This is a genomic window from Kitasatospora sp. NPDC057542, assembly GCF_042801945.1.
Lineage (GTDB): Bacteria > Actinomycetota > Actinomycetes > Streptomycetales > Streptomycetaceae > Kitasatospora.
The window spans coordinates 1-26,943 of record NZ_JBHVFE010000069.1 but is presented as its reverse complement, the minus strand read 5'-3'; the positions used below and the strand labels follow the sequence as shown (position 1 = coordinate 26,943).

At 74.5% G+C, this 26,943-nt stretch carries 20 protein-coding genes; 13 read left to right on the top strand and 7 right to left on the bottom strand.

The window, feature by feature from the left end; genetic code table 11:
* The first annotated feature begins 97 nt into the window (after nt 1-97).
* Nucleotides 98-2,089 (top strand): hypothetical protein, encoded by a 1,992-nt coding sequence (locus ACFU7Y_RS12015; RefSeq protein WP_380767674.1) that lies wholly within the window; start codon nt 98-100, stop codon nt 2,087-2,089.
* A 161-nt stretch (nt 2,090-2,250) separates the two neighbouring features.
* On the top strand, nt 2,251-3,291 hold the full coding sequence (locus ACFU7Y_RS12010; RefSeq protein ID WP_224284847.1) for a glycosyltransferase family 2 protein: 1,041 nt from the start codon (nt 2,251-2,253) through the stop codon (nt 3,289-3,291).
* Between the two features lie 341 nt (nt 3,292-3,632).
* Here the strand turns inward: ACFU7Y_RS12010 and ACFU7Y_RS12005 are convergent, their stop codons facing one another.
* From ACFU7Y_RS12005 to ACFU7Y_RS11995, 3 genes are all read right to left on the bottom strand, one after another.
* A complete protein-coding gene (locus ACFU7Y_RS12005) occupies nt 3,633-5,219 on the bottom strand; it encodes an LCP family protein (protein WP_380767672.1) in 1,587 nt (528 codons plus the stop codon).
* A gap of 226 nt (nt 5,220-5,445) precedes the next feature.
* Nucleotides 5,446-6,753: an LCP family protein gene (locus ACFU7Y_RS12000; protein WP_380767671.1), complete on the bottom strand. Its 1,308-nt coding sequence runs from the start codon at nt 6,751-6,753 to the stop codon at nt 5,446-5,448.
* 36 nt (nt 6,754-6,789) lie between these two features.
* Nucleotides 6,790-7,581 (bottom strand): TIGR03089 family protein, encoded by a 792-nt coding sequence (locus ACFU7Y_RS11995; protein ID WP_380767669.1) that lies wholly within the window; start codon nt 7,579-7,581, stop codon nt 6,790-6,792.
* Between the two features lie 103 nt (nt 7,582-7,684).
* On the opposite strand from ACFU7Y_RS11995, the gene ACFU7Y_RS11990 reads away from it, so the two are divergent.
* Nucleotides 7,685-8,857, top strand: coding sequence for a peptidoglycan recognition protein (locus ACFU7Y_RS11990; RefSeq protein ID WP_380767667.1), 1,173 nt, complete (start codon nt 7,685-7,687; stop codon nt 8,855-8,857).
* A gap of 229 nt (nt 8,858-9,086) precedes the next feature.
* Entirely contained in the window at nt 9,087-9,998 is a 912-nt protein-coding gene (locus ACFU7Y_RS11985; protein ID WP_380767665.1) for a DNA-3-methyladenine glycosylase family protein, read from the top strand.
* Nucleotides 9,999-10,056: 58 nt separating this feature from the next.
* On the opposite strand, the gene ACFU7Y_RS11980 is transcribed toward ACFU7Y_RS11985, so the two are convergent.
* From ACFU7Y_RS11980 to ACFU7Y_RS11970, 3 genes are read right to left on the bottom strand one after another with little or no spacing between them, the layout of a single operon-like run.
* Nucleotides 10,057-11,349 (bottom strand): coenzyme F420-0:L-glutamate ligase, encoded by a 1,293-nt coding sequence (locus ACFU7Y_RS11980; RefSeq protein WP_224283446.1) that lies wholly within the window; start codon nt 11,347-11,349, stop codon nt 10,057-10,059.
* On the bottom strand, nt 11,346-12,356 hold the full coding sequence (gene cofD / locus ACFU7Y_RS11975; RefSeq protein WP_224283447.1) for a 2-phospho-L-lactate transferase: 1,011 nt from the start codon (nt 12,354-12,356) through the stop codon (nt 11,346-11,348). The genes ACFU7Y_RS11980 and cofD overlap by 4 nt, the downstream gene beginning before the upstream one ends.
* A gap of 41 nt (nt 12,357-12,397) precedes the next feature.
* The gene (locus tag ACFU7Y_RS11970) at nt 12,398-13,066 is read right to left on the bottom strand and encodes a cysteine dioxygenase family protein (RefSeq protein ID WP_224283448.1); all 669 of its coding nucleotides are present in this window, start codon (nt 13,064-13,066) and stop codon (nt 12,398-12,400) included.
* Between the two features lie 622 nt (nt 13,067-13,688).
* Here ACFU7Y_RS11970 and ACFU7Y_RS11965 point away from each other — a divergent pair.
* The 3 genes from ACFU7Y_RS11965 (at nt 13,689) to ACFU7Y_RS11955 (ending at nt 19,776) form a co-directional block, all read left to right on the top strand.
* The gene (locus tag ACFU7Y_RS11965; RefSeq protein WP_030062195.1) at nt 13,689-13,961 is read left to right on the top strand and encodes a WhiB family transcriptional regulator; all 273 of its coding nucleotides are present in this window, start codon (nt 13,689-13,691) and stop codon (nt 13,959-13,961) included.
* Nucleotides 13,962-14,187: 226 nt separating this feature from the next.
* Entirely contained in the window at nt 14,188-18,033 is a 3,846-nt protein-coding gene (locus tag ACFU7Y_RS11960) for a glycosyltransferase (RefSeq protein ID WP_380767663.1), read from the top strand.
* Nucleotides 18,034-18,039: 6 nt separating this feature from the next.
* The gene (locus ACFU7Y_RS11955; protein ID WP_380767661.1) at nt 18,040-19,776 is read left to right on the top strand and encodes a DUF5719 family protein; all 1,737 of its coding nucleotides are present in this window, start codon (nt 18,040-18,042) and stop codon (nt 19,774-19,776) included.
* 82 nt (nt 19,777-19,858) lie between these two features.
* Here ACFU7Y_RS11955 and ACFU7Y_RS11950 read toward each other — a convergent pair whose 3' ends face one another.
* A complete protein-coding gene (locus ACFU7Y_RS11950) occupies nt 19,859-20,311 on the bottom strand; it encodes a metallopeptidase family protein (protein ID WP_030245500.1) in 453 nt (150 codons plus the stop codon).
* Nucleotides 20,312-20,475: 164 nt separating this feature from the next.
* Between ACFU7Y_RS11950 and ACFU7Y_RS11945 the strand changes: the two genes are divergently transcribed.
* The 6 genes from ACFU7Y_RS11945 (at nt 20,476) to ahcY (ending at nt 26,902) form a co-directional block, all read left to right on the top strand.
* Nucleotides 20,476-20,841, top strand: coding sequence for a DUF3499 domain-containing protein (locus ACFU7Y_RS11945; protein ID WP_224284589.1), 366 nt, complete (start codon nt 20,476-20,478; stop codon nt 20,839-20,841).
* 128 nt (nt 20,842-20,969) lie between these two features.
* Nucleotides 20,970-22,355 (top strand): phosphomannomutase/phosphoglucomutase, encoded by a 1,386-nt coding sequence (locus ACFU7Y_RS11940; protein WP_224284588.1) that lies wholly within the window; start codon nt 20,970-20,972, stop codon nt 22,353-22,355.
* A gap of 132 nt (nt 22,356-22,487) precedes the next feature.
* Nucleotides 22,488-22,670, top strand: a complete 183-nt coding sequence (locus tag ACFU7Y_RS11935; RefSeq protein ID WP_224284587.1) for a Trm112 family protein — start codon at nt 22,488-22,490, stop codon at nt 22,668-22,670.
* A 79-nt stretch (nt 22,671-22,749) separates the two neighbouring features.
* A complete protein-coding gene (locus ACFU7Y_RS11930) occupies nt 22,750-24,000 on the top strand; it encodes an SIS domain-containing protein (RefSeq protein WP_380767659.1) in 1,251 nt (416 codons plus the stop codon).
* A 154-nt stretch (nt 24,001-24,154) separates the two neighbouring features.
* A complete protein-coding gene (locus tag ACFU7Y_RS11925) occupies nt 24,155-25,132 on the top strand; it encodes a cation diffusion facilitator family transporter (RefSeq protein ID WP_224284671.1) in 978 nt (325 codons plus the stop codon).
* Between the two features lie 321 nt (nt 25,133-25,453).
* Complete coding sequence (ahcY, locus tag ACFU7Y_RS11920) at nt 25,454-26,902, top strand: adenosylhomocysteinase (protein WP_224284670.1); 1,449 nt, start codon at nt 25,454-25,456, stop codon at nt 26,900-26,902.
* Nucleotides 26,903-26,943: the final 41 nt, after the last annotated feature.

Genomic DNA, 26,943 nt, shown 5'->3' with positions numbered 1-26,943 from the left:
GGTGCGCACAGCACCCGGCCCCGGCGCCGTTCCCCACCCCCGCCGGGGGCTGCGGCCGACGTGCGTCCCGTTTCCCGCGTGCTGGGATGATCGTTCGATGTTCCCCTCGGACACCCCGCCCCTGCCCAGCGCCGCGCCCCTCACCGTCGCGGCTGCCGCCCGCTGGCGCGCCGCCCGGACCGCCTGGCGGTTGGACGGCCGCTGGCTCGCGCTGGTGCCGATCGGGTTCGTGGTCCTGGCCAGTGCCGTGGAGCCGGACGTGGGCCGGTGCAACGTCCGGAACATCTGCCGGGACAGCTGGGGCTCGTCGCTGGCCGGCTGGTCGGTGCTGGCCGAGGTGCTCCTGCTGGCCACCAGGGCCCGGGTCCGGGTGCTCGTTCCGCCGGTCGTCCTGGCGCTGCTCTGGTACCTCCCGGAGGGCCTGGTCACCCCGCTCGCCCGCTGGTCGGCGGTGCTGCTCCACCTGCTGCTCACCGCCGTCCTGCTCGGCGCCGAGGCCGGCCGCCGCCGCGCCCGCCAGCAGCTGGACGAGCTGATGGTCCCGCCCGTGTCCTACCCCTGGACCGCCGCCGGCGCGCCCTCGCCCGTCCACCGGGACGGCCCGCCCGTGCTGCGCCGCGCCCTCGGCGTCCTGCTGCTGGTGGTCGCCGCGGCCTTCCCGGTGTACGGCCTCTGGGCGCAGGCCCGGGCGGACGCCGCCGCCGAGCGGGCCACCCGGGTGACCGGCACCGCCGGCGGGAGCGACCGGGACGGCGTGCTGACCGTCCACTTCCAACCGCCCGCCGGCGGCCCCGAGCGCACCGCCGCCCTGGACGTCTGGTGGCAGCGGCGGCCGCAGCCCGGCGAGCCCGTCCCGCTGCTGGTGGACGGCGACTCGGTGCGCGCCCTGGGCGACGACTACGACGTCTCCGGCCAGCTGAGCGCCGGCGGCCTGATCGCCGTGCCCGGCCTGGTACTGCTCGGCTCGGCCGCCGCCGCGGGCGCCCGCCGGACCAGGCCCGCCTTCGTGGGCGCCGCCCCCGCGCTCGCCGTACAGGTGCGCGCCGACGAGCGCGGCGACCTGTTGGTGCTGCCACTGGACGGTCCGCCGGACGGACCCGGGCTCTGGCGGCTGGTCGAGCGCGACCGCTACCGCTGGGCGAGCAAGGCCGCCCCGGACGGCGAGGGCCCGGCCTGGGTGCCCGAACACCTGGCGACCGAGGACGAGGACGCCGACTACCCCGACCCGGTGCTCGACCACGACGAGGAAGAGGAGGAGTACGAGGAGCTGATCCACCGGGCGACCCCCGCCGAGGCCGCCGAGTGGCTGGCCCGGGCCGGCCGCAGCGTGCCCGCCGTGCTCTACGGCGGTCCGGACGGGCCCGATCCCCAGCTGCTCGTCCGCCCCGGCCTGCTGGACGGCGACCCGCACTGGGTGGCGGCCGTGATCGCCCCCGCCGCCCGGGCCCCGCGCTTCGGCCGACGCTCCGGGCGCTACCGCGAGCGCGACCTGGCCGTCGCCGCGCTGACCGCCGACACGGTCGCGGCCGCCCCCGAGGCCGGGCCGGACGCCGAGGCGCTGGCCGCCCGCCGCTGGGAGATGCCGCTGCCGCTGCGGGCGGGGGCCGGACCGCTGGCGGCGCTGATGGTCGCCACCGCCGTCGTGCTGCTCGACGACGACGGCTGGTGGGAGGGGCTGCTGCGCCCGCTGTGGATCGGGTCGCTGGCGATCCTCGCCTGCGCCCAGACGCTGTCCTGGCAGCTGGTGGCCGACCGCAACGGCCTGCGGGTGGCCACCGCGCTGCGCACCCGCAGCTACCGGTGGACGGAGATCTCCGCGGCGGCGGTGCACCGGAACCTGCTCACCATCCGGCTGCGCGGCGGCCGGGAGTTCTCCTTCTTCAGCCGCCCGACGGTCTGGCTGGCCGCCCTCTTCGGCGGCCGGTACGACCCGGTGGCGCTGGCCCGGACCGTCGCCACCGCCGCCCACCGCCCCGACCTGCGCCCGGCGCAGGCCCTGCCGGACCGGCTGGGCGGCCCCCAGCACCTGGTGAACCGGCTCGCACTGACCGGTTACGCGGTGTTCACCGTCGCCCACTACGCCCTCTGAACCCGCCCCGGAGGGGCACCGGATCCACACCGCTTCCGGGCTGCGCGTAAAGGGGAGTACGGTGTTCTTGATCACAGCACCGGTGGCGCGCCGCGAGGCGTCCCCGGCCGTCCGGACCGGGACAAGACGAGGACGCGTCCGCACCGGTACGGTTGGCCCCGATGAACACCAAGGCTGCTGAGGAGCTGCCGGCTGTTTCCGTGATCATGCCGGTGCTCAACGAGGAACGTCACCTGCGCACGGCGGTCCGGCGCATCCTGGACCAGGAGTACCCCGGACCGATCGAGGTGGTGATCGCTCTCGGTCCATCCACCGACCGCACCGCGGAGATCGCGGCCGAGCTGGCGGCCGAGGACGGGCGGGTGCGGACGGTGGAGAACCCCACCGGCCGGACGCCGGCCGGGCTGAACGCCGCGATCCGGGGCTCCCGACACCCGATAGTCGTGCGCGTGGACGGCCACGGCCTGCTCACCCCCGGCTACATCACCACGGCTGTCCGGCTGCTCGGCGAGATGGACGCGGCCAACGTCGGCGGCATCATGCACGCCGAGGGCGAGACCGAGTGGGAGAACGCGGTCGCCGCCGCGATGACCTCCAAGATCGGCGTCGGGAACGCGGCCTTCCACACCGGCGGCCTGGCCGGCCCGGCGGACACCGTCTACCTCGGGGTGTTCCGGCGCGAGGTGCTGGAGAAGCTCGGCGGCTACAACGAGGAGTTCATCCGCGCCCAGGACTGGGAGCTGAACTACCGGATCCGCCAGGACGGCGGCCTGGTCTGGTTCACCCCGCAGCTCAAGGTGACGTACCGGCCCCGCCCCTCGGTGCGGGCGCTGGCCAAGCAGTACAAGGACTACGGCCGCTGGCGCCGGGTGGTCACCCGCTACCACCGCGGCTCGGTCAACCTGCGCTACCTCGCCCCGCCGGTCGCGCTGGCGGCGGTCGTCCTCGGTCTGGTGCTCGGCGTCGCCGTCCATCCGGGCTTCCTCGCGGTGCCCGGCGCGTACCTGCTGGGCATCCTCGGCGGCGCGGCGGTCGAGGGCCGCGGACTGTCGTTCAAGGCCAGGACGCTACTGCCGGTGGCCTTCGCGACCATGCACCTCAGCTGGGGATTCGGCTTCCTGACCTCACCGCGCTCGCTGGCCCGAAGAGTGATCGCCAGCGTCGGCCCGTCCTCCAAGGACGTGCTCTCGAAGACCGGCTGATTCGTTTCGGCACCGCTGTCGTCGGTGCGCATGGCGACAGTCGAGGACGGGCCGGGTACGGCCCGGATCGAGCCGGACGCGGACGCCGGCGAACGGGCCGCGACCGGCGCCGGGGTGACGGTCGGCCGCCGGGCCCCGGTCGGGGTCGACGCCGTGGTGCACCGGGACGTCCCGGACTTCGCCCTGGTCGCCGGTGTCCCGGCCCGCCGGACCGGCTGGGTCGGCCGTCCCCGGCGAGCCGCTGCGGCCCGCCGGGGACGGCCGCTGGGAGCGCCCGCGGAGCGCCGAGCGGTACTGCGGGGAGGGCGGAACCCTTCTGCTCCCGCAGGGGCCTGTCGTCGTTACTTGGCGCAGACGTCGGTGTCGTCCGCCTGCACCCGCTGGAGGTCCTCGGGGGCCTCGGTGGGCACCTCCGCAGGGTTGGCGGGGGCGGCCAGCACGTCCTTGCCGAGCACCAGCAGCAGCCCGCCCTTCGGGTCCGGCTTCGTGGCCGGCCGGACGGCGTCACCGGGCAGGCCGAGGGCGGCGGCCAGGGCGTAGGCCTGGGCCTCCTGGCCGGTCGGGTAGGACACCGTGGTGGTCTCGGCGAGCGGTGCGTCGCTGCCCACGGCGGCCTTGTCGAAGCCCTTCGCCCGGAGCTTCTCCACCGTCGGCCCGGACTGCCCGCGCTTGCCGCTGCCGTTGCGCACCGTCAGCTGGATGCCCTTGGTGGCGGGGGCCGGGGTGGTGGTGGTCGGCGACGCGGGCGCGGCGCCGGTGGCCGGGGCCTCGGGGGCGGGCGGGGCGGCAGTCTCGGTCAGCGAGCGGTCGCCCGCGATCATCGCGAACAGCTGCTGGGCGTCCGGCTGCTTGAGCACCAGCCGGTTCTCGTCCTTGGGGTCGTCCAGGACGGGGACGGTGGCGAAGGTGATGTTCTTGGTGTCCACCTTGCTGATGTCCAGCGCGAGGTCCTTGAGCTTGTCCACGCTGCCGATGCCGGAGTCCACGGTGAGCGCCTTGGTGGCGGCGTCCGCGAGCTTGTAGAGCTTGGTCGGGCTGGTCAGGGTGTCGTCGCTCTTGATCTTGCGGATCATCGAGCTGATGAACTGCTGCTGGAGCGGGATCCGGGTGAGGTCGCCGCCCTGGCCGACCGCGTGCCGGGTGCGGACGAAGGCCAGCGCCTCGTCGCCCTCGATCACGTGCCGCCCCTTGGTCATCTTGAGGTGGGAGCCCGAGTCGTCGATGTCCTTGGCCGCGCAGACCTCGACCCCGCCGACCGCGGTGGACAGGGTCTTCACCGCCTCGAAGTTGACCTGCACGAAGTGGTCGACCCGGATGCCGGTGGTCTTCTCGATGGTCTTCCAGGTGCAGCCCGCGTCGCGCCCCTCCTGGCCGAGGCTGTTGTTGAACATGTCCCGGGCCGAGCCCTGGATCTTCTTCCCCTGGGCGTTCAGGCACTCCGGGATCGGCACCATCAGGTCGCGCGGGAGGCTGACCACCGTCGCGTTGGAGCGGTCCTTGGCGATGTGGAACAGCAGGGTGGTGTCGGCGTGCCCGGTGCTGCCCTCGTCGCCGTACTCCCGCCCGAGGCCCTCCCGGCTGTCCGTCCCGATCACCAGGATGTTCAGTGCGTCCCCGGCGGCCGGGGGGCGCTCGGACTCGTCGCCCAGCTGGACCTTGACCGAGGTCAGGTTGTCGTTGAAGTGCCGGTACAGGTAGTACGCCCCGCCGCAGCCCGCGACCATCACCAGGGCGCCCGCCCCGGCCGTCCACTTGACTGCCCGGCGGCGCCGGTTGCGCTTGGCGAGCGCGGCCGCCCGCCGCCGGCCGTCCCGGCGGCCCTCCGCGGCCGGCGCCTCGGGCGCTTCGGCGGCCCGGCGGCGCTGCCGGGGGACGCCGGGGGCCGGGTCCACCCGGTACCGGCCGGCTTCCGGTTGCTCCTCGTGCACGGGGGTTCCCTACCTTCGACCGGTCACGGCTACGGACCACCCGTACGGACGGGCCGATCCGGACACAGTAGACGAGCCGAACGGGGGAGTCGTTCCCGATGTGATCTGCGCCATGTTCCGGCAGTGCGGAGGCAAATAGCGCTCGCGGCCGAGCAATTGCGGAAGCACCAGGAGTGGTCGGCGGCGCCGGCCGGAGCTCCCGAGGGGGCTCCCAGGGGCGGTCGGCTCAGGGCGCGACGCAGGCTTCCACGTCGGCGGTGCGTCCCTCGAAGGTGGGCGAGGCGTCCGTCGTGGGTGATGCGTCCGCCGCCGCCACCTCGGCCTCCGGTTCCGTTCCGGTGCCCGCCTCCGGGCCCGCCGCCGTTCCCGGCGAGGGTTCCGCCCCCTGGACCGGGCCGGGCGAGGCCGTGACCCCGGGCGGCCGGACGGCGACCGGCTGGTCGTCCCGCAGCGCCGCGAACAGCTGGCCGGTCTGCGGCTGCACGAACTCGTCCCGGTCCGAGTCGTAGCGGTACGGGCGGCGCGGTGCGGTCAGGAGGGCCACGTCCGCCGAGGGGATGCCGCGCAGGTCCCGGGTGAGGTCGTACAGCGCGCCGAGCGAGGACAGCCCGCCGTCCGCCTGGACCGAGGAGGTCGCGGCGTCCAGCACCGGCCACAGCTTCGCCGGGTTCAGCAGCACTCCCTGCGACTGCACCTTGCGGACCAGCGAGGCCAGGAACTGCTGCTGGCGGCCCATGCGTTGGGTGTCGCTGCCGTCGCCCAGGCTCTCCCGGGCCCGGACGTAGCCGAGCGCCTGCTCGCCGTGCAGGCTCCGCCGGCCGGCCGGCAGGTCGAGCATGGCGTCCTTGTCGTGGATCGGCTGAGGCACGCACACCTCGACCCCGCCGATCGCGTCCACCATCGCCTTGAAACCGCTGAAGTCGAGGATCACGTAGTGGTCGATCCTGATGCCGCTCAGCTGCTCGACGGTCCGGATCGAGCAGGCCGGACCGCCCGTCTGGAAGGCCTGGTTGAACTGCATCAGCGCGGGCTTGCTGCGGGCGCCGTCCGGCTGCTCGCAGGCGGGGACGGCGACCATGACGTCGCGCGGGACGGAGACCGCGGTCGCGCGCTTCCGGTCGGCGGCCAAGTGCAGCAGGATCGTGGTGTCCGAGCGCTGGCCGCCCGCCTCACCGCCGTACGCGCCGTTCGCGCCGGAGCGGTCGTCGCTGCCGATCAGCAGGAGGTTCTCGGCGCCCTGCGCTCCGGCGGTGCGGGCCGGCCGCTCGGCCTCCAGCTCGGCGAGCAGCCGGTCGGTGGCCGAGTCGGTGCGGATGTTGCCGTCCAGCTTGCGGTAGGCGACCCAGAGCAGCGCCCCGGTGGCGACCAGCAGGAACGCGCCGGCGCAGGCGGTGGCCGTCAGCCACCGCCGGCGACACCGCCGACGCCGGTGTCCGGTCGCGCCCGCAGGGGCGTCCGTCGGCGGGCCGTCCTGTGCGGGGCCGTTCTTCGGGGGAGGGGCGGTCGGGGGGTGCTCGGTGTCATCCTCGGCCATGGCAGCGATCCCTACCCGCCAGGGCCGGGCCGGGGGTTAGCCGAGGCGCAGCGTCACCCGTTCGGATTCCGTTCGCTTCTCCCACTGCCCGGCGTCCAGCGCCTGCGAGTTGCGGCACAGCACCACCGAGGCGCCGGCCGCCAGCGGCGCCAGCAGACCGGCCTCCAGGCCCGCCCAGTCGTCGTACGGGAGGGTGGACAGAACCCGGTCGCCGGGCTTCAGGCCGAGCCGCACCGCGCCCTCCCGGGCCAGTGCCACGGTCTGCTCGCCCGTCAGCTTCAGCGGCAGCCCGTCCACCGCGGTCTCCAGCGCCTGCCCGTCCGGGGCGACGGGGGAGTACGGCGCGAAGCGGTCGCCCTGGCCGGGCACCTCGGCGGCGTAGTCGAGGAAGCCGTCCGGGCGCTGCGGGAAGCGGCCGCCGAGCGGGCGCAGCGCGAGCGCGACCCGCTCGCCCTCGCAGGCCTGGGCGGCCTCCAGTCCGTCCGGGCCGCTGACCACCAGGTCGGCGGCGGCCGGGTCGCCGCTCGGCACCGCCGTCACCCCGACCGACCAGCAGGCCAGCAGCCAGACGGCGCTCTGCCAGTGGGCGGGCAGCAGCAGTGCCGCCCGGTCGCCGGGGCCGGCGTTCAGCTCGTCCTGGAGGAGGTTGGCGGTCTTGGCCACCCAGTTGTCGAAGGTGCGGGCGGACAGCTCCACCCGTTCGCCGGTGGCGTCGTCGTAGAAGGTGACCAGCGGGGCCGCGGGATCGACCGAAGGGGTGCCGCCGCGCAGGAATGCGTGCAGCAGCTCGACGGGGGTGCGGGCATCGGCAGCGAAAGGCGCAGTCATGGTGCGCCCCAGCCTACGGCCTTCGGGTGGGAGGCCGGGAGGGGCGTCCGAACGGGCGCGGAGCGGCGTGCGGGCGGTCCGGTTTGCCGCGACGATCCGTCTTATGCGCCTCTCACTCCCAGCCGCCCTGCTCGCCGGCTGCACCACTGCCCTCCTCCTCCAGCCCGCCGCCACCGCGACCCCCGAACCGATACCGCAGCGCCGTGACTTCGCCGGCGGCGGCTCGACCACCTCCCTCCCGCTGCCCGCCGGGTTCGGCCTCGCCCCGCGCGGCACCGATCCGTTCGAACTCCTCGGCCTCGGCTGGGACGGCCCGGCGGACGCACTCGCCGGCGCGGTGGTCCGGGTCCGCACCCGGGACGCGGCCACCGGCCGCTGGACGGACTGGCACCGGCTGGAGGCCGATTCCACGGACGGCCCCGACCACGCGGTGCGCGGCGCCACCGCCCCGCTGTGGACCGGCCGCAGCAACGGCGTCGCGGTCGAGGTCCGGCCCGGGCCCGCCGGAGTGCCGCCCGGGCTGCGGCTCGACCTCGTCGACCCGGGGAACGGCGCCGCCTCGACCGCCGTAGGGGTCCTGCCCGCGGAGCCGCCGAGGGCGTTGTCCGAGCCTCAGACGGGGTCGTCCGCGGAGCCGCCGGCGGGGTCGTCCGCCGAGCAGCCCAAGGGCCAGGCTCCGCGCCCGGCGATCGTCACCCGGGCCGGCTGGGGCGCCGACGAGTCACTGCGCGACCCGGACTTCGTGTACACCGGCCCGGTCCGCGAGGTCTTCGTCCACCACACCGACAGCGCCACCGACTACGCCTGCGGCGACGCACCCCGGGTGATCCGGGCGATCTACCAGTACCACGTGACGACCAACGGCTGGCGGGACGTCGGCTACAACTTCCTGATCGACCGCTGCGGCACCGTCTACGAGGGCCGGGCTGGCGGCGTCGAGCGGCCCGTCCACGGGGCCCACACCCTCGGCTTCAACACCGACTCCGCCGGCATCGCCGCGATCGGCACCTACGTCGACGACCAGCCGACCCAGCCCCTCCTCGACGGCCTCGCCGCCATCGCCGCCTGGAAGCTCGGCCTCACCGCCCAACCCGCCGACGGCCGCACCAAGCTCACCTCCGGTTCCTCCGCCAGCCGCTACCCCAAGGGCACCGTCGTCGACTTCGACGCCGTCTCCGGCCACCGTGACGCCGTCGCCACCGAATGCCCGGGCTCTGCCCTCTACGCCCGACTCCCCGACCTGCGCGCCACGGCGGCCGGCCTCCAGGCCTCCTGACCTCCGCCGCGTCCGCCCCTTCCTCCCCAGGTCCCCGAGCCCTCCCTCCCCCACGTCCCTCCTTTCCTGCGTCCCTCCTTCCCCGCGTCCCGACAGGGGCGCGGGGAACCGCGCGTTGTGGAAGACGACTCGGGCCGCTCGATCCCCGGTGCCCGGTTGCCGCCCCTCCCGGTCCGTCCGACCCCCCGCGTATCGTTCATGTCCGGAGGCGACACAGGAGGCGACAGCGGTGGAAGCAGTACGGCGCTGGCGCCCGGCCTTCCCGCTGGACGTCGCCCGCACCCTGCTCCCGCTGCGCCGCGGCCCCGCGGACCCGGCGTACCGCAGCACCGGCGACGGCGCCGTCTGGCGCGCCTCCCGCACCCCGGCCGGCATCGGTACCCTGCGCGTGCTGCCGCGTCCGGCCGCCGGCGAGGTGGAGGCGAGCGCCTGGGGTCCGGGCGCGGACTGGCTCCTCGACCGACTCCCCGCCCTGCTCGGCGCCGAGGACGCCCCGGAGGCCCTGGTCCTGCCGCCCGGCCCGCTGCGGGACGCCCAGCGCCGTACCGCCGGAGTCCGGCTGACCAGGACCGGCCTGGTGCTGGAGTCGCTGGTCCCGGCGATCCTGGAGCAGAAGGTCACCACCGACGAGGCCTACCGCGCGTGGCGCATCCTGCTGCGGGACTTCGGCACTCCGGCGCCGGGCCCGGCCGAGGGCATGCGGGTGGCGCCGTCGGCCCGCGAGTGGGCCATGGTGCCGAGCTGGGAGTGGCACCGGGCGGGCGTGGATCCCAAGCGCTCCGCGACGATCATGCGGGCGGTCCGGCTGGCGCCGCGGCTGGAGGCGGCCTCGGCGATGGGCCACGAGGAGGCCTTCGCCCGCCTCACCACGGTTGCGGGCATCGGGGTCTGGACGGCCGCCGAGACCCTGCAGCGCAGCAACGGCGATCCGGACGCGGTGTCGGTCGGGGACTTCCACCTGCCCAACCTGGTCGGCTGGGCGCTGGCCGGCCGCCCCCGCAGCGACGACGCCCAGATGCTCGCCCTGCTGGAGCCCTACCGCCCCCAGCGCCACCGCGTCTGCCGCCTCCTGCTGTCCACCGGCGCCCGCGCCCCCCGCTACGGCCCCCGCCTGACCCCCAACGACCACCGCAACCGCTGAGGTGCTGCTCGTCGTGAAGGCGGGCAACCGCCGCGAGACCTGCCGAAGCCTCTGATTCCTACCGCACCTCGATGAAGGCGTCGGCCCCGCGTTCGGGGCGGGCCTTCGGCGGCTCCGCGGGGCGGCCGACGGCGACGGCGCCCATCGGGTCCCAGCTGTCCGGGAGGTCCAGCGCGGCCCGTACTGTGTCGCGGCAGAACATGGTGGACGAGACCCATGCGGAGCCGTAGCCCTCGCCGGTGAGGGCGACCAGCAGGTTCTGCACGGCGGCGCCGGCGGCGACGGTGAACATCTCCCGCTCGGCGGTGGCCCGGCGCGGGTCGGGGTAGTCGTGCGAGCCGTCCATCACCAGGCAGGGCACCACCAGGTACGGCGCGTCGCGCAGGACGTTGCCGCGGGCGGTGCGCCGGGCGATCTTCGCCTCGTCCCAGCCGTCGAGTTCGCGCAGGTCGCGCTGCCAGGCGGCGAGCATCGCGTCGAGCAGCCGTACCCGGGTGTCGGGCGACTCCAGCAGTACGAACCGCCACGGCGTGGTGTGGTGCGGGGCGGGCGCGGTGACGGCGGCGGCGACGGCTCGTCGGACGGCGGCCGGATCGACCGGCTCGGCGGTGAAGGAGCGGACGGTGCGCCGCAGGGTGACGGCCTGCCGCAGTGCCTCGGAGGTGCCGAGCCGGAACATGTCGTCCACGGCGGGCCGGACCAGCGGCCGGGCGCCGGCGCCGTCCTCGGCGGTGACCAGGTGCCCGAGTCCGCGCACGACCGCCACCGGAACGCCGGTGGCCTTGCCCTTCACCAGGTCGGCGGCGGCGGCGAGTTCGTCGGCGGTCGCGGTGACGGTCAGCTCCAGCCGGTTGCCGTGGCTGTCGGTGCGCCCCCGGTGGTCCTCCAGGACGGCGAGCCCGGCGGCGCCGATCGCGACGTCGGTCAGGCCGTTGCGCCAGGGCCGTCCGAAGGTGTCGGTGACGACGACGGCGAGCCGGCGGCCGGTGAGCTGCTGGAGCCGGGCCCGCAGCACCCGGGCGGAGGCGTCCGGGTCCTCGGGCAGCAGCAGCACGGTGCCGGGGGCGGTGTTGGAGGCGTCGACGCCGGCGGCGGCCATGACGAAGCCGTTGCGGTTCTCCACGATCCGGGCAGGCCCGCGCCGGGCGACCACCCGGACGGACTCGGCGTCGATCGCGGCCTCGCGGTCGGCGGCGTGCAGCAGCCGGCCCTCGGCCTTGCTGACGATCTTCGAAGTGACCAGGAGGATGTCGCCGTCCTGGTACGTCCCCGCCTTGGCGATGAGTTCGCCCAGGTCCGCCCCGGCCTCGATCTCGGGCAGCCCCTCGACGCCGAGGATTTCCAGTGTCACTTCCGCACCTGCTCCGCCAGAGCCAGCGCCGTGCGCGCCATCTCGGCGGTGGCCTCGACATCGGTCATCAGCAGCGGGACGGCCCGGCAGGCGATCCCGGCGGCCTCGACGGCGGCCACCGAGGCCTCGTCGGCGGTGTCCACCAGCCACCCGTCGATCAGGCCCACCGGTCGCCCGCCGCCACCCTCGCCCGAGCTGCTCCGCAGCGCTGCCCTGCTGCCGTAGTTCAGCGCGACCGCCTCCGCGGTGGCCTCGACGCCGACGGCGGCGAGCACCTTGTCGGCCATGCCGCGCACCGGCGCCCCACCGATGATCGGGGAGAGCCCGACCACCGGCGCGGGCGCGGCGGCGATGGCCTCCCGGATGCCGGGGACGGCGAGGATGGTGCCGATCGAGACCACCGGGTTGGACGGCGGGAAGAGGATGACGTCCGCTTCGGCGATCGCCTCCAGCACGCCGGGCGCGGGCTTGGCGGTGTCCGCGCCGACCGGGACGATCGCCTCGGCGTCCACCGCGGCGTGCAGCTTGACCCAGTACTCCTGGAAGTGGATCGCCCGGGTGCCCTGCTCGTCGGTGATCCGCACGTGGGTCTCGACGCGGTCGTCGCTCATCGGCAACAGCCGTACGCCCGGCTTCCAGCGCACGCACAGCGCTTCGGTGACCTGGCTGAGGCTGTACCCGGCGGTGAGCATCTGGCTGCGCACGAGGTGGGTGGCGAAGTCCCGGTCGCCGAGCCCGAACCACTCGGGGCCGACGCCGTACTCCTTCATCTCGGCCTTGATGGACCAGGTCTCGTCGGTCCGGCCCCAGCCCTGCTCCTCGTTGATGCCGCCGCCGAGGGTGTACATCACGGTGTCGAGGTCGGGGCAGACCTTGAGGCCGTAGAGGTGGATGTCGTCGCCGGTGTTGCCGATGACGGTGATCTCGTCCTGCGGTCCGACCGCCGCGCGGAGTCCGCGCAGGAAGCGCGCTCCGCCGATTCCGCCTGCCAGTGCCACGATGCGCATGGGTTCATCCTGCCACGGTCCGACTTTCCGTCAGCCCGTGATCAGTGCGACTCGGCCTGTGCCTGCTGCTCCGGGTGCTGCTCGGGGACGGCGGTGGCGCCGTACTGGTTCATCTCGGTCAGGCCCGGGGCGTAGAGGTGGATGGAGACGGCGGGTTCGAGCGCGCCGTTGACGACCTCGTGCAGGTAGCCGGAGGAGAACACCCGCTGCCGGCCGGGCCGCAGGGTGCGGGCGATTGCGCCGCCGGGGGTACCCCCGGCCGAAGGCTGGGGGAGGGTGAGGGAGCGCTCGATCAGCTCGCCCTTGACGACGCTCATCACGCCGGAGGACTCGCCGTGGTCGTGGAAGCCGCTGGACTGGCCGGGCAGCCAGCTGAGCAGCCAGACCTCGTAGCCGGGGCCGGTCTCCAGCCGGGCGTACCAGCGGGTCAGCGCGTCGTAGCGGACCAGCGGCTCCCAGCGGGCGCGGTCGGCGGCGATCTCGCGCACCAGCCGGGCGTACGCGGCGACGGTGGCGGGGTGGGCCGGCAGGTCGGTGCGGGCCAGGTGCGGGAAGGCGAGCGGGTCGCCCGCGATGGAGACGTCGCAGAGGCCGTCGGCCCACTGGGGGGTCCGGGCGCCGGTGGGGCCGCCGGTACGGACGGTGGCGGGGCCACGGCGGGCGAGCTTGTTGCGGTCGCGGTTCCGCTTGCGGATGCGGATCATGCGCACGGGAGTCGTCCTCGGAAGTGTCGGCTGGTTCGTCGGGATCAGCCGGATCCGGGATGTCCTGGGGCGGGAATCGCGGGCGGCCTCTGTGCTTCCTGGGGCGGCGCGCGGTGGGACGCGGGCGCCTAGATACAGCAGGAACAGAGGCGACAACAAGAGTTCACGGCACGGCGGAGGGTGGAACCGCTCCGGGGGCTGGCGAACTCTGACATGGAAGCAAGGACACCGCATTCGCAGGGCCGGTGTCAAACCGAAGGATGCGGCATTCGAGTGGGTTAGGTCCGGATCTTGCCCGGATGGGGTGATTCATCACTCTCTATGTTTCGATGGGAAGATCGTCGGGAAGGCAGGCCGATGACCGGCCTGTGGCGGTGACCGGACGTCACTTGGTGAATGGTTGCGGATGATTCGGCACCGTTCAGGACCTTGAGGCAGAAGGTCCGGTGTGTCCGAATATGTACACTATTCGTAACGGCTTGGTGCCAGGGAGTGAATCCCGGCCCCAATACCAGAGCTCGGCTTGACTGGGCCAGAGTGACGCAACTGTAATTTCACTCGTGTCGTCAGCCGCAGGAGGCAACGGCAACCACGGGGACGCCAAGTAGGGGCAGAGGAGGCGCGCCACATGAGCGAGCTCTTTGAGCTGTTGATCGGGGACGGCATCGCGGAGGACGAGGAGGAACTCGGTTGGCAGGAGCGCGCGTTGTGCGCCCAGACCGACCCCGAGTCCTTCTTCCCCGAGAAGGGCGGCTCGACCCGCGAGGCCAAGAAGGTCTGCCTCGCCTGTGAGGTCCGCTCGGAGTGCCTGGAGTACGCCCTCGCCAATGACGAGCGCTTCGGCATCTGGGGCGGCCTCTCCGAGCGCGAGCGCCGTCGGCTCAAGAAGAGCGCGGTCTGACCGGGGCGGCCCCCGGCCCCGTTGACCCTTCGACAGCGACGGACAGCCGCACAGCCGTACGGGCGCCTCACCGCGATGGTGGGGCGCTTTCGTGTTCCCGGAGCCCCCTTCACCGCCTCCGCACGCACACCCCGGACGAGGCGGCCACCCGGAGCCGTTAGTGTGGTGCGCCATCCGGTTGCCGTTCACCGGCTGTGTCCACCGAGAACTGGGGCCCGCGCACTCGATGACCGTCTACAGCCACCAGAGCGGCTTCACCGCTTCCCGGCCGCCCGCCTACCCGCGCCACCTGGTCACCGCCGTGATCGTCTCGCACGACGGTGCCCGCTGGCTCCCGCAGGCCCTGGCCGGCCTGCTCGGTCAGGACCGCCAGGTCCAGCGGATCCTCGCGGTCGACACCGGATCCACCGACAACTCTCCGCAACTGCTCGCGGACACCCTCGCCGACTGGCTGCCCGACAGCGGCCCGCTGGTCCTCGGCCGCCGGGCCGGCTTCGGCACCGCCGTCGCCGAGGCCGTGTTCAACAGCCCGCCGCTGCGCCCCGAGGACCTGCCGTACCGGCTCGACCCCTCCGGCTACGACCCGGTCACCGGCGGCTGGGACGACTTCGGCGACCCGCTCGCCCAGGAGGACGACCTCGGCCGCGGCGGCCCGCGCGAGACCCGGCCGGTCGAGTGGCTCTGGCTGCTGCACGACGACTGTGAGCCGCAGACCGACGCGCTGCGCCGACTGCTCCAGGTCGCCGACTCCACCCCCAGCGCCGCCGTGGTCGGGCCCAAGCTGCGCAGCTGGTACGACCGCCGCCAGCTGCTGGAGGTCGGCGTCACCATCGCCCGCTCCGGCCGCCGCTGGACCGGCCTCGACCGCCGTGAGCAGGACCAGGGCCAGCACGACCAGGTCCGCCCGGTGCTCGCCGTCTCCAGCGCCGGCATGCTGGTGCGCCGGGACGTCTTCGAGGAGCTCGGCGGCTTCGACAAGGCCCTCCCGCTGATGCGGGACGACACCGACTTCTGCTGGCGGGTCAACGCCGCCGGCCACCGGGTGGTGGTAGCCCCCGACTCGGTGCTGCGGCACGCCGAGGCGGCCAGCCGCGAGCGCCGCGCGATCGACTGCGGTCCCTCCCACCCGCACCGGATGGACAAGGCCGGCGCGGTCTACACCCTGCTCGCCAACTGCAAGGGCGCGCTCTTCCCCTACGTCCTGCTGCGGCTGGTGCTCGGCACCCTGGTGCGGGCCGTGACCAACCTGCTCGGCAAGGACCCGCGCCAGGCGTTCGACGAACTCGCCGGCCTCGGCCACGAACTCGTCCGCTTCCCGAGGCTGATGGCCTCGCGCAAACGCCGCGCCCGGTCCAGGGCGGCGGACGCCCTGGACGACCGCACGCTCTTCCCGGCCCCCGGCGCCACCACCCGGCTGGCGGTCGAGGGCGTCATCGGCTCGCTCGGGATAGGGGGCGGCGACGACACCGGCGGCCGGCACGGCTCGGCCGAGGCCGGCGGTGACGAGGACGCCGAGGACCTGGTCGTCGAGCAGTTCGCGCTGGTCAAGAAGCTCGCCCGGCGCCCGGCGCCGGTGCTGTTCGCGGCCCTGCTGGTGTTCGCCCTGGTCGCCTGTCGCAGCCTGCTCGGCAGCGGGGAGCTGTTCGGCGGCGCCCTGCTGCCCGCGGCCGACGGCGCCGGCGGCCTCTGGTCGATGTACGCGGACGCCTGGCACCCGGTCGGCACCGGCTCCACCGCCGCCGCACCGCCGTACCTCGGTGTGCTCGCGGTGCTCTCCTGGCTGCTGTTCGACCACGCCGACCTCGCGCTCACCCTGATCGTGGTGCTCGCCGTCCCGCTGTCCGCGGTCAGCGCCTACCTGGTGTCCCGGCCGCTGCTGGACTCCAAGCTGGTCCGCGCCTGGGCCAGCGCCACCTACGCGCTGCTGCCCGCCGCGACCGGCGCGCTCGCCCAGGGCCGGATCGGCACCGCCGTGCTCGCCGTGCTGCTGCCGCCGCTGGCCCGCGCAGCCGCCATCGCGGCCGGCCTCGGCATCCGCGACGAGAGCGCCGCCAAGGGCGCCCGCCCGGGCTGGCGCCCGGTCTGGATGACCGTCCTGCTGCTCACCCTGGCCACCGCCTTCGTCCCGATAACGTGGGCGCTCGCGGTGCCGCTCTGCCTGGCGATGCTGGTCGTCGCGGTGCTGCGCGGCGGCGCCTTCGGCTCCGGCGGTACGGCGCTGCGGCTGCTCGGCCTGCGCGTCCTGGTGATCCTGGCCGTGCCGGTCGCGGTGCTGGCCCCGTGGTCGCTCAAGGTGCTGTCGCACCCGCAGTGGCTGCTGCTGGAGGCCGGGCTGCCCGGCCTGCACAGCACCGGTGCGAGCGCGGCCGGCCTGCTGCTGGTCAACCCGGGTGGCGCCGGAGTGCCGCCGATCTGGCTCTCGGCGGGTGTCGTGCTGGCCGCGCTGGCCGCGTTGCTGCGCGCCGACCGCCGGCGCGCGGTGCTCGCCGCCTGGGGCGCGGCCGGTGCCGGCCTGGTCTTCGCGGTCGCGGTGGCGGGCACCTCCGTCACCCCGGCCTCCGGCGGCCCGGCGGTGCCCGCCTGGGCCGGCCCGGCCACCCTGATCGCCGGAATCGCTCTGCTGGCCGCCGCCGCGATCGGTGCCGACGGCGCCAACGCCCGGGTGGCCGGGATCGCCTTCGGCTGGCGCCAGCCGGTGGCCGCCCTGGTGGTGGCCGCGGCCGTGCTGGCTCCGCTGGGCACCGGACTGTGGTGGGCGCTGACCGGCGCCGGCGGTCCGCTGCACCGCGGCCAGGCCGACCAGGTCCCCGCGTTCATCGCGGAGGAGGCCGGCACCACCGACCGGGCCCGCACCCTGGTCGTCACCGGGGAGAAGAACGGCGCCGCGGTCCGCTACACCGTGCTGCGCGGCGCGGGTCTGACGCTCGGCCAGGCCGAGTCCACCGTCGACCCGGCGACCGGTACCCAGGACGGCCTGAACAAGGTGGTCGGCAGCCTGCTGGCCGGCTCCGGTGCCGACCAGGCGAGTGCCCTGGCCGGCTACGGCATCGCCTACGTGCTGGTCCAGCAGCCGGTGATCGACGTCTTCAAGGACGTCCTGGACACCACCCCCGGCCTGGTCAAGGCCAACCAGGACGGCGCCGCCGCGCTCTGGCAGGTCAACGGCACCCCCGCGGTCCGCGCGGTGATCACCGCCCCGGGCGCCAACCCGGTGGTCGTCCCGTCCGGGGCCCGCGACCTGTCCGCCACCGTCCCGGCCGGCCCGGACGGCCGGGTGCTGCGGCTCGCCGAGTCCGCCGCCCCGGAGTGGAAGGCCACCGTGGACGGCACCGCACTGGAGTCCACCACGGTCGACGGCTGGGCCCAGGGCTTCAAGCTCCCGGCCGCCGGCGGCAAGCTGACCGTCACCCGGGAGGGCGGCGCCGCCCACACCGGCTGGATCTGGGCCCAGGTGCTGCTCGGCCTCACCGTCCTGGTGCTGGCCCTGCCCGGCCGCCGCAGCCACAAGGACGACGACCTGCCCGAGGAGGTGGTGGCCGCCGCCGCGCTGGCCGCCGCCGCCCAGGCGCAGGCCCCGGCCCCCGGCAGCCGCCGGGCCCGCCGGATGGCCGAGCGCGGCGAGGGCGGCGAGGGCGCCGAGGGCGGTGCCGAGGAGTCCGGGGTGTACGACAAGCCGGGCGCGATCCCGGCGCAGTCGACCGGCGAGCCGGTGACCGGAGCCGTCCAGGCGGCCGCCGCCGTCCAGGACGCCGAGCAGTACGCCGACCCGTACCAGGCGTACCAGCAGGCCGACCCGTACAGCTACGACCAGTACGCGGCCCAGCCGCCGGTCGCCGCGCCGTACGGCGGCCAGGGGTACGACGCCCACGGGTACGACAGCCAGCAGGGCTACGAGCAGCCGTACCAGCCCGAGCAGCAGTCGTACGGCTACGACGCCCACGGGTACGACGGCCGCCGGCAGCCGGACCAGCAGCCCTGGCTGCCCGGCCAGCAGCAGGGCGAGCCCTACTACGACCCGAACGACCCCAACGGCCCCGGCCGGTACCCGCACCAGCACGGATCGGGGAGCTGACCCGCGATGAAGAAGCCCGCATTCAGGAAGAAGTCCGGCGCCGGCGAGGCCGCCGAGCCGGCCGGGCCCGCCTCCGCGGCGGAGCCGTCCGGGCAGGCCCCGGCCGCCCGCCCCGGCCGCAGCCGGTTCGCCGGGGGGGCCGGAGCCGCCGGCGGCGCGGCCAGGACCACCCCGTCCCTGCTCGCCGCGGCCGTGGTGCTCGCGGCGGTGTTCGGGATCGCCGAGCTGCGCCCGCCGGCCGCCCCGGCCAAGGCGGCCGCCGGAGCCGCCCCGACCACCGCGCAGGTCGAGCGGACGTCGGCGGTCTGCCCGCAGCCGATCCAGGGCCTGACCGGCTCGACCACGCTCACCGCCTACACCCCGCCCGGGACGGGCTCCGCCACCGGCGGGGCCGGCTGGCTCTCCGACGCGGCCGCACCCGCCGTGCCCGCCGCCCAGCCGACCGCCGCCCCGGCCACCCCGCCGGCACCCGCCGCCCCGGCCCCGACCGGCTCGGGCGCCCCGAGCGCCCCGGCCCAGGACAAGAACGCGGCGCCCGCCGACGCCCGGCTGACCGTGTCCAAGCCCGGCACCCCGGCCACCGGCCCGGCCGGCAACAGCGACGCCGCGCCCGGCACCGGGGCCGTCGCCACCGGCGCCCTCGCTCCCGGCTTCACCGTCACCCAGACCACGGTGGTCACCGAGCAGCGCGGCCTCGGCCTGTCCGGCCTCACCTGCACCCCGGCCGGGACCAGCTTCTGGTTCGCCGGGGCCAGTACCGCCGGCGACCGGGTCGACTACCTCAGCCTGGTCAACACCGAGTCCGCCGCCGCGGTGGTGGACATCAAGCTCTACGGCGACAAGGGCCTGATCGACAACGACGCCGCCAACGGGATCACCGTCTCGCCCGGCAGCTCCCAGGCCATCCTGCTGTCGACCCTCAGCAAGGGCGCGGTCGCCGACCTCGCGGTGCACGTGGTGGTGCGCTCCGGGCGGGTCGGCGCCGCGCTGCACGCCGCCGACGGCGGCAAGGGCGCCGACTGGGTCCCTGCCTCGGCCGACCCGTCCCCCACCCAGGTGCTGCCCGGTCTGCCCGCCGACACCGCCTCCGCCCGCCTGGTGGTCTGGGCACCGCCGGAGGACGACGCCGACCTGAAGATCCAGCTGTCCGGCAAGAACGGCTGGTTCAGCCCGGCCGGCAACGAGTCGATCCACGTCAAGGCGGGCATGGTGGCCGCCGTCGACCTCGGCAAGGTCACCCGGGACGAGGTCGCCGGGCTGCGGCTGTCGCCCAGCGACGACAAGCACCGCACCCCGATCGTGGCCGGGCTGCGGATCGACCGGGCGGCGGCCAACGGCAAGACCGACGCGGCCTGGCTGACCGGCAGCAACCCGGTCGGGGCCCGCGCCACCGTCGCCGACAACCGGGCCGGCGCCTCCACCCTCTACCTGACCTCCAGCGGCGAGGCCGCCACCGTCCGGGTCACCGCCTCGGCCGGCAGCGGCGGCGGCACACCGGCCACCAAGGAGGTCCAGCTCCCGGCCGGTGGCACGGTCGCCCTCCCGGCGCCCGAGCCCGCCGGGCTGAACGGCGTCTTCGCCCTCACCGTGGAGACCGTCTCCGGCGGCCCGGTGGTGGCCGCCCGGATGCTGTCCCTGCCGGCCAAGGACGTGCCGATGTTCACCATCCAGGCGCTGCGCGACGACCGCAGCACCGTCAAGGTCCCGCAGGCCGGCCAGGATCCGGGCGTCGTCCTGCGCTGAGCCGGAGCCCGCGCCGGGGCCGACCCCGGCGCGGGCCGTGACCCCTCACCGCCTCCGGGCGCGCCCCTCGGCTCCCGGCTGCTCAGTCCTCGTCGTAGCGCGGGTCGATGGCGTCCGGCGACAGCCCCAGCAGCTCGGCGACCTGCTCGATCAGGATCTCGTGCACCAGCGCCGCGCGGTCCTCCCGGGTCTTCGCCCGGATCTCCACCGGCCGCCGGTACACCACGATCTGGCTCTTGCGCCCCTGCTTGCCCGGCGACACCCGCCCCAGCGGCACGCCGTCCTCGGCGTCGGCGCCGTCCGGCTCGTGCAGCGGAACCTCCTGGACGGCGAACTCCACCTCGATCAACTGCGGCCAACGCCGTTCGAGGCGCTCCACCGACTCGCGCACATAGTCGTCGAACAGTTCGGAGCGGGTGAGCGAGATCGGCACCTGGGGTGGAGCCAGCGGGCCGCGCAGGCCCCTGCCGTGCCGGTCGCGGTGCCGGGGGCGGCGCGCTGGGCCTGTCGATGACTGCGGTGCGGAGCTGTCCATATCACTGCCGAGGGTAGTCCTTGGAGGGTCGGAAGTGGACCACTCCGGCCGGGAATCGCACGGGGTGTTGGATACGCGGCCCCGGCGCCCGGACGGCGACACGGCACCCCCTCCGGGCAGGCGGTCTTCGCTCCCCGGCGGGGAGTGCGGTACCGTCCACCCTCGTGAGCTCTGTACGTCGTTGTTCGCGGACCGCGTGCGGCCGGCCGGCCGTCGCGACGCTGACGTACGTCTACGCGGACTCCACCGCCGTCCTCGGCCCGCTCGCCACCTATGCCGAGCCGCACTGCTACGACCTGTGCGCCGAGCACGCCGAGCGCCTCACCGCCCCGCGCGGCTGGGAGGTCGTCCGGCTCGCCGCCGAGGCCGGCCCGCTGCGCCGCAGCAGCGACGACCTGGAGGCGCTGGCCAACGCCGTGCGCGAGGCGGCCCGCCCGCCGACCACCCGTCAGGGCCGCGGTCCCGAGGGGGAGTCCACCGAGAGCGGCCGCCGCGGCCACCTCCGGGTCCTGCGCTCGCCCGACAACTGAGTCCTCACCCGGCACGGGGCGTTCGCCCGGCCCGGGTACGCTGCCCGTCTACCGTCACCGCGCCGTCGACCGGACGCGCGGTGGTTCCGACATGTCGTGATCAGTCCTAAGACCAGGGTGGAGCCGCAGTGCGCGACCTCAAGCAGCTCGTGAAGGCGTACGACGTCCGAGGCGTCGTCCCGGACCAGTGGGACGAGAGCCTCTCCCGGGCCTTCGGCGCCGCGTTCGTGCGGGTCACCGGCGCGTCCGCGATCGTGGTCGGGCACGACATGCGGCCTTCCTCCCCGTCGCTGAGCCTGGCCTTCGCCGAGGGCGCCGCGGCCTACGGCGCCGACGTGGTGCAGATCGGGCTGTGCTCCACCGACCAGCTGTACTACGCCAGCGGCAAGCTCGACCTGCCCGGCGCGATGTTCACCGCCAGCCACAACCCGGCCCAGTACAACGGCATCAAGCTGTGCCGGGCCGGTGCCGCCCCGGTCGGCCAGGACACCGGCCTGGCCGAGATCCGCGAGCTGGTCGAGTCCTGGACCGCGGAGGACGACACCGTCACCGTCCCGGCCAAGGACGTGAAGCCGGGCGAGCTGTCCGCCCAGGACACCCTGCGCGGCTACGCCGACCACCTGCTGGGCCTGGTCGACCTCACCGCGATCCGCCCGCTCAAGGTCGCGGTGGACGCCGGCAACGGCATGGGCGGCCACACCGTGCCGACCGTCTTCGACGGCCTGCCGGTCGAGCTCGTCCCGATGTACTTCGAGCTGGACGGCACCTTCCCGAACCACGAGGCCAACCCGCTCGACCCGAAGAACCTGGTCGACCTCCAGGCCAAGGTCCGCGAGGTCGGCGCCGACCTGGGCCTGGCCTTCGACGGCGACGCCGACCGCTGCTTCGTCGTGGACGAGTGCGGCGAGCCGGTCTCCCCGTCGGCGATCACCGCCCTGGTCGCCGCCCGCGAGATCGCCCGCGCCCGGGCGGCCGGCGAGAGCGAGCCGACGATCATCCACAACCTGATCACCTCCTGGACCGTCCCCGAGGTGGTCCGCGAGCTCGGTGCCAAGCCGGTGCGCACCCGGGTCGGCCACTCCTTCATCAAGCAGGAGATGGCCGAGACCGACGCCGTCTTCGGCGGCGAGCACTCCGCGCACTACTACTTCCGCGACTTCTGGCGGGCCGACACCGGCATGCTGGCCGCGCTGCACGTGCTGGCCGCGCTCGGCGGGCAGCCCGGCACGCTGTCCGAGCTCACCGCCGAGTACGACCGCTACGCCGCCTCCGGCGAGATCAACAGCACCGTGGCCGACCAGGCCGCCAGCACCGCCGCCGTCCGCGCCGCCTACGCCGGCGGGGAGGGCACCACGGTGGACGAGCTGGACGGCCTGACCGTGGCCGGCCCGGACTGGTGGTTCAACCTGCGCGCCTCCAACACCGAGCCGCTGCTGCGCCTGAACGTCGAGGCCAAGGACCCGGCGAAGATGGCCGAGCTGCGCGACGGCGTGCTCGCCGTCGTCCGCGGCTGAGCGACGCCCGGCCCGGCGAACGCCGCCGGGGGCCCGAGCAGAGCGCCTGACCACGGGCGCCGGTGCCCCGGCCGGTAGGGTTTCCTATCGGCCGGGGCACCTCCGTGCCACCCCCGAACTTTGGAGAGCCCCATGAAGCTCGAATCCTTCCTGCTGGAGATCCTGGTCTGCCCGCAGTGCCGGGCCGCGCTCGCCGAGGGCGGCACCGAGGAGCAGCCCGAGCTGGTCTGCACCGGTGCGGACTGCGGCCTCGCGTACCCGGTCCGCGAGGGCATTCCGGTCCTCCTGGTGGACGAGGCCCGCCGCCCGGCCTAATCCTGGGGAGGAAGCCCCACCCCGACCGCCCGGCGCGCAACGGAGCGCGCGCCCAGGACCGCAGCCGGAGGTTCGCCGCATGCTCGACGACACCCTGCTCGACGACCCGGCCGCCCTCCAGCGCGCCGACCGCGACCGCGCCCTGCTGGCCCTGGCCGGCGCCGGTGCGCGGGTCCGCACCGCGCTGCGGCAGGCGGAGGCGGCCGGCCTCGACCGGCTGCGTCCGGACGGCCGCCCGCGCGCCGTCCTGGTCGCCGGGCACGGCAGCGCGCTGACCGCCGCCGAGATGCTGTCCGCGCTGGCCGGCACGGCCTCCCTGATCACGTCGTTGCCGCCGACCGAGGCGGCCGCGCCGCGCACCGACCGGGCCGGTGCCCCGCCCGCCTTCACCGCCGGCCTCGGCTGGCAGCTGCCCGGCTGGGCCGGCCCGCTGGACCTGCTGGTGATCAGCTCCGCCGACGGCGGCGAGCAGGGCCTGGTCGGCCTCGCCGAGCAGGCGTACGCGCGCGGCTGCGCGATCGTCGTCACCGCCCCGGCCGGCAGCGCGCTGGCCGAGGCCGCGCTGCAGGTGCGCGCGCTGCCGCTGCCGTTCGTCGCCTCGGTGCCGGCCGAGGATCTCACGCCCGTCCGGGCCGCCGAGCCGGACCTGCCGGCCGAGGACCCGGCGGCGCTCTGGTCCCACCTCACCCCGCTGCTGGCGCTCGCCCAGAAGATCGGCCTCACCCAGCTCCCGTACGACGCGCTGCCGGCCGTCGCCGACCTGCTGGACGCCACCGCCGTGCGCTGCCGTCCGGATGCCGCCGCGTACACCAACCCGGCGAAGGGCCTGGCCGCCCGGCTGGCCGGGACGGTCCCGCTGCTGTGGGCCGAGGGCCCGATCGCCGGGGCGGCCGCCACCCGGTTCGCCGCCCAGCTGGCCGACCGGGCCGGGCGGCCGGCGCTGGCCGGACCGCTGCCGCAGGTGCTCACCGCCCACCGCGGCATGTTCACCGGGCAGTTGGGCGCGGGCGTCGACCCGGACGACTTCTTCCGCGACCGGGTCGAGGAGCCGGATCCGCTGCACCTACAGGTCCTGCTGCTGCGGCACGCCCCGGGCGCGCCCGGCGCGGCGGCGGAGGACGAGCAGGACGGCCCGGCCGAGGTCCCGGAGGAGGACGCCGGGCCGCGCAGCTTCGGCGTGGCCCGGGCGCACCGGCTGGCCGCCGCGCACGACGTCCGGCTGACCGAGTACGCGAGCACCCGGCCGGACGCGCTGCACGCACTGGCCGACCTGGTCGCGCTGACCGACTTCGCCGCCGTCTACCTGGGGCTCGCAGCCGCGCAGTCCTGAGACGGCCGGCCGGGCGGAACCTCCCGGCCGGGTACGGTAGGCGCTCGACGACGCCGACCGACCTGTGAGGAAGAGGCATGAGCGAGCGAAGCGAGCTCGTCACTGAAAGGTGCGTGTTGCGCGAAGCGCCCGCCGAGCGTGGCGAGGTGGCCGCATGAGTGCCGAGGGCGGTACCAAGGCACTGATCGCGGCGCTGTCCGCGAACCTGGCGATCGCGGCGGGCAAGTTCACCGCTTTCGGCTTCACCGGTTCCTCCTCGATGCTCGCCGAGGGCGTGCACTCGGTGGCCGACTCCGGCAACCAGGTGCTGCTGCTGATCGGCGGCAAGCGGGCACGCCGGGCGGCCGACGAGGAGCACCCCTTCGGGTACGGCCGCGAGCGCTACGTGTACGGCTTCCTGGTGGCCATCGTGCTGTTCAGCGTCGGTGGCCTGTTCGCGATCTACGAGGGCTGGCACAAGATCAGCCACCCGGAGACGCTGGACTCCTGGGGCTGGGCGGTCGGTGTGCTGCTCTTCGCCATCGCCATGGAGGGCTGGTCCTTCCTGACCGCGATGCGGGAGTCGGACAAGGCCAAGGGCAAGCAGAGCTGGGTGCAGTTCATCCGCACCGCCAAGGCGCCGGAGCTGCCGGTGGTGCTGCTGGAGGACGCCGGCGCGCTGATCGGCCTGGTGCTCGCGCTGTTCGGCGTCGGGCTCACCGTGATCACCGGCGACGGCGTCTGGGACGGCGTCGGCACCCTGTGCATCGGCGCCCTGCTGGTGGTGATCGCCGTGGTGCTCGCCCTGGAGACCAAGTCGCTGCTGCTCGGCGAGTCGGCCTCCAAGGAGTCGGTGCGCCGGATCCGGGAGGCGCTGGTGGACGGCGAGGCCGTCATCCGCGTGATCCACATGCGGACCCTGCACCTCGGGCCGGAGGAGCTGCTGGTCGCGGCCAAGATCGCCGTCAACGCGGAGGACAGCGCCGCCCGGGTGGCGGAGGCGATCGACGCCGCCGAGGAGCGGGTCCGTGCGGCCGTCCCGATCGCCCGGGCGATCTACCTGGAGCCCGACGTCTACAGCGCCGAGAAGGCCGCGGCGGGCGACGACCCGGCCGCCACGCCCGGCGGCCCCGGCCCCGGCGCAGAGCACTGACCCCCAGCCTGGGGCCCGGCTTGAGAGCGGCTCGGACCGGGGGCCGAAATCGGTCATCGGCGGACGGCCGACGGGGCCATCAGTGTAGATTCGTCACCAGAGCCAGAACGTCGCTGCTGATGGCGGTCGATCGGCGGTCCACGCCCGTAGGGTGTGCGCCGGTCGAGGGAGAGAGGTCCTCCGACGGTTTGTGCTGCGCAACGGGAAGCCGGTCCACCACCACGGACCCGGCCGCCTCGGCGTGGCCGTGCACCCGTACGGCCAGACGCACGCGACGCACGCCCGGACCTTGGCCCCACCCCATCAGCGAGGAGCAGACGCATGTCGACCGACATCACCGGTGACTTCAAGGTCGCCGACCTTTCCCTGGCGCCGTTCGGCCGCAAGGAGATCCAGCTGGCCGAGCACGAGATGCCCGGTCTGATGGCGATCCGCGCCGAGTACGCCGAGTCGCAGCCGCTGGCCGGCGCCCGCATCACCGGCTCGCTGCACATGACCGTGCAGACCGCCGTCCTGATCGAGACCCTGACGGCGCTCGGTGCCGAGGTCCGCTGGTGCTCCTGCAACATCTTCTCCACCCAGGACCATGCGGCCGCCGCCATCGCCGTCGGCCCGGAGGGCACCCCGGAGAACCCGCAGGGCGTGCCGGTCTTCGCCTGGAAGGGCGAGACCCTGGAGGAGTACTGGTGGTGCACCGAGCAGGCCCTGACCTGGCCTGACGGCAAGACCCCGAACATGATCCTGGACGACGGCGGCGACGCCACCCTGCTGATCCACAAGGGCGTCGAGTTCGAGAAGGCCGGTGCCGCGCCGGACCCGGCCACCGCGGACAACGACGAGTTCCGGATCATCCTGGAGCTGCTCAACCGCACCCTCAAGGACACCCCGAACAAGTGGACCGAGGTCGCCTCCACCATCAAGGGTGTGACCGAGGAGACCACCACCGGTGTCCACCGCCTGTACGAGATGCACCGTGACGGCAAGCTGCTGTTCCCGGCCATCAACGTCAACGACGCCGTCACCAAGTCGAAGTTCGACAACAAGTACGGCTGCCGCCACTCGCTGATCGACGGCATCAACCGCGCCACCGACGTCCTGATCGGCGGCAAGGTCGCGGTCGTCGCCGGCTACGGCGACGTGGGCAAGGGCTGCGCCGAGTCGCTGCGCGGCCAGGGTGCCCGCGTGATCATCACCGAGATCGACCCGATCTGCGCGCTCCAGGCCGCGATGGACGGCTACCAGGTCACCACCCTGGAGGAGGTCGTCTCGATCGCCGACATCTTCATCACCACCACGGGCAACAAGGACATCATCCTTGCCTCGCACATGGAGAAGATGAAGCACCAGGCGATCGTCGGCAACATCGGCCACTTCGACAACGAGATCGACATCGCGGGCCTGGCGAAGCTGCCCGGCATCGTGAAGACCGAGGTCAAGCCGCAGGTCCACGAGTGGCGCTTCGCCGACGGCCACACCATCATCATGCTGTCCGAGGGCCGCCTGCTGAACCTGGGCAACGCGACCGGCCACCCGTCCTTCGTGATGTCCAACTCCTTCGCCAACCAGACGATCGCCCAGATCGAGCTGTTCACGAAGACCGAGCAGTACCCGATCGGCGTCTACGTGCTGCCGAAGCACCTGGACGAGAAGGTCGCCCGCCTGCACCTCGACGCGCTGGGCGTGAAGCTGACCACCCTGACCCAGGAGCAGGCCGACTACATCGGCGTCCCGGTCGAGGGCCCGTACAAGGCCGAGCAGTACCGCTACTGACCGGTTGACGATCCGACGGCCGGCGCCGTGACTTAAGTGTT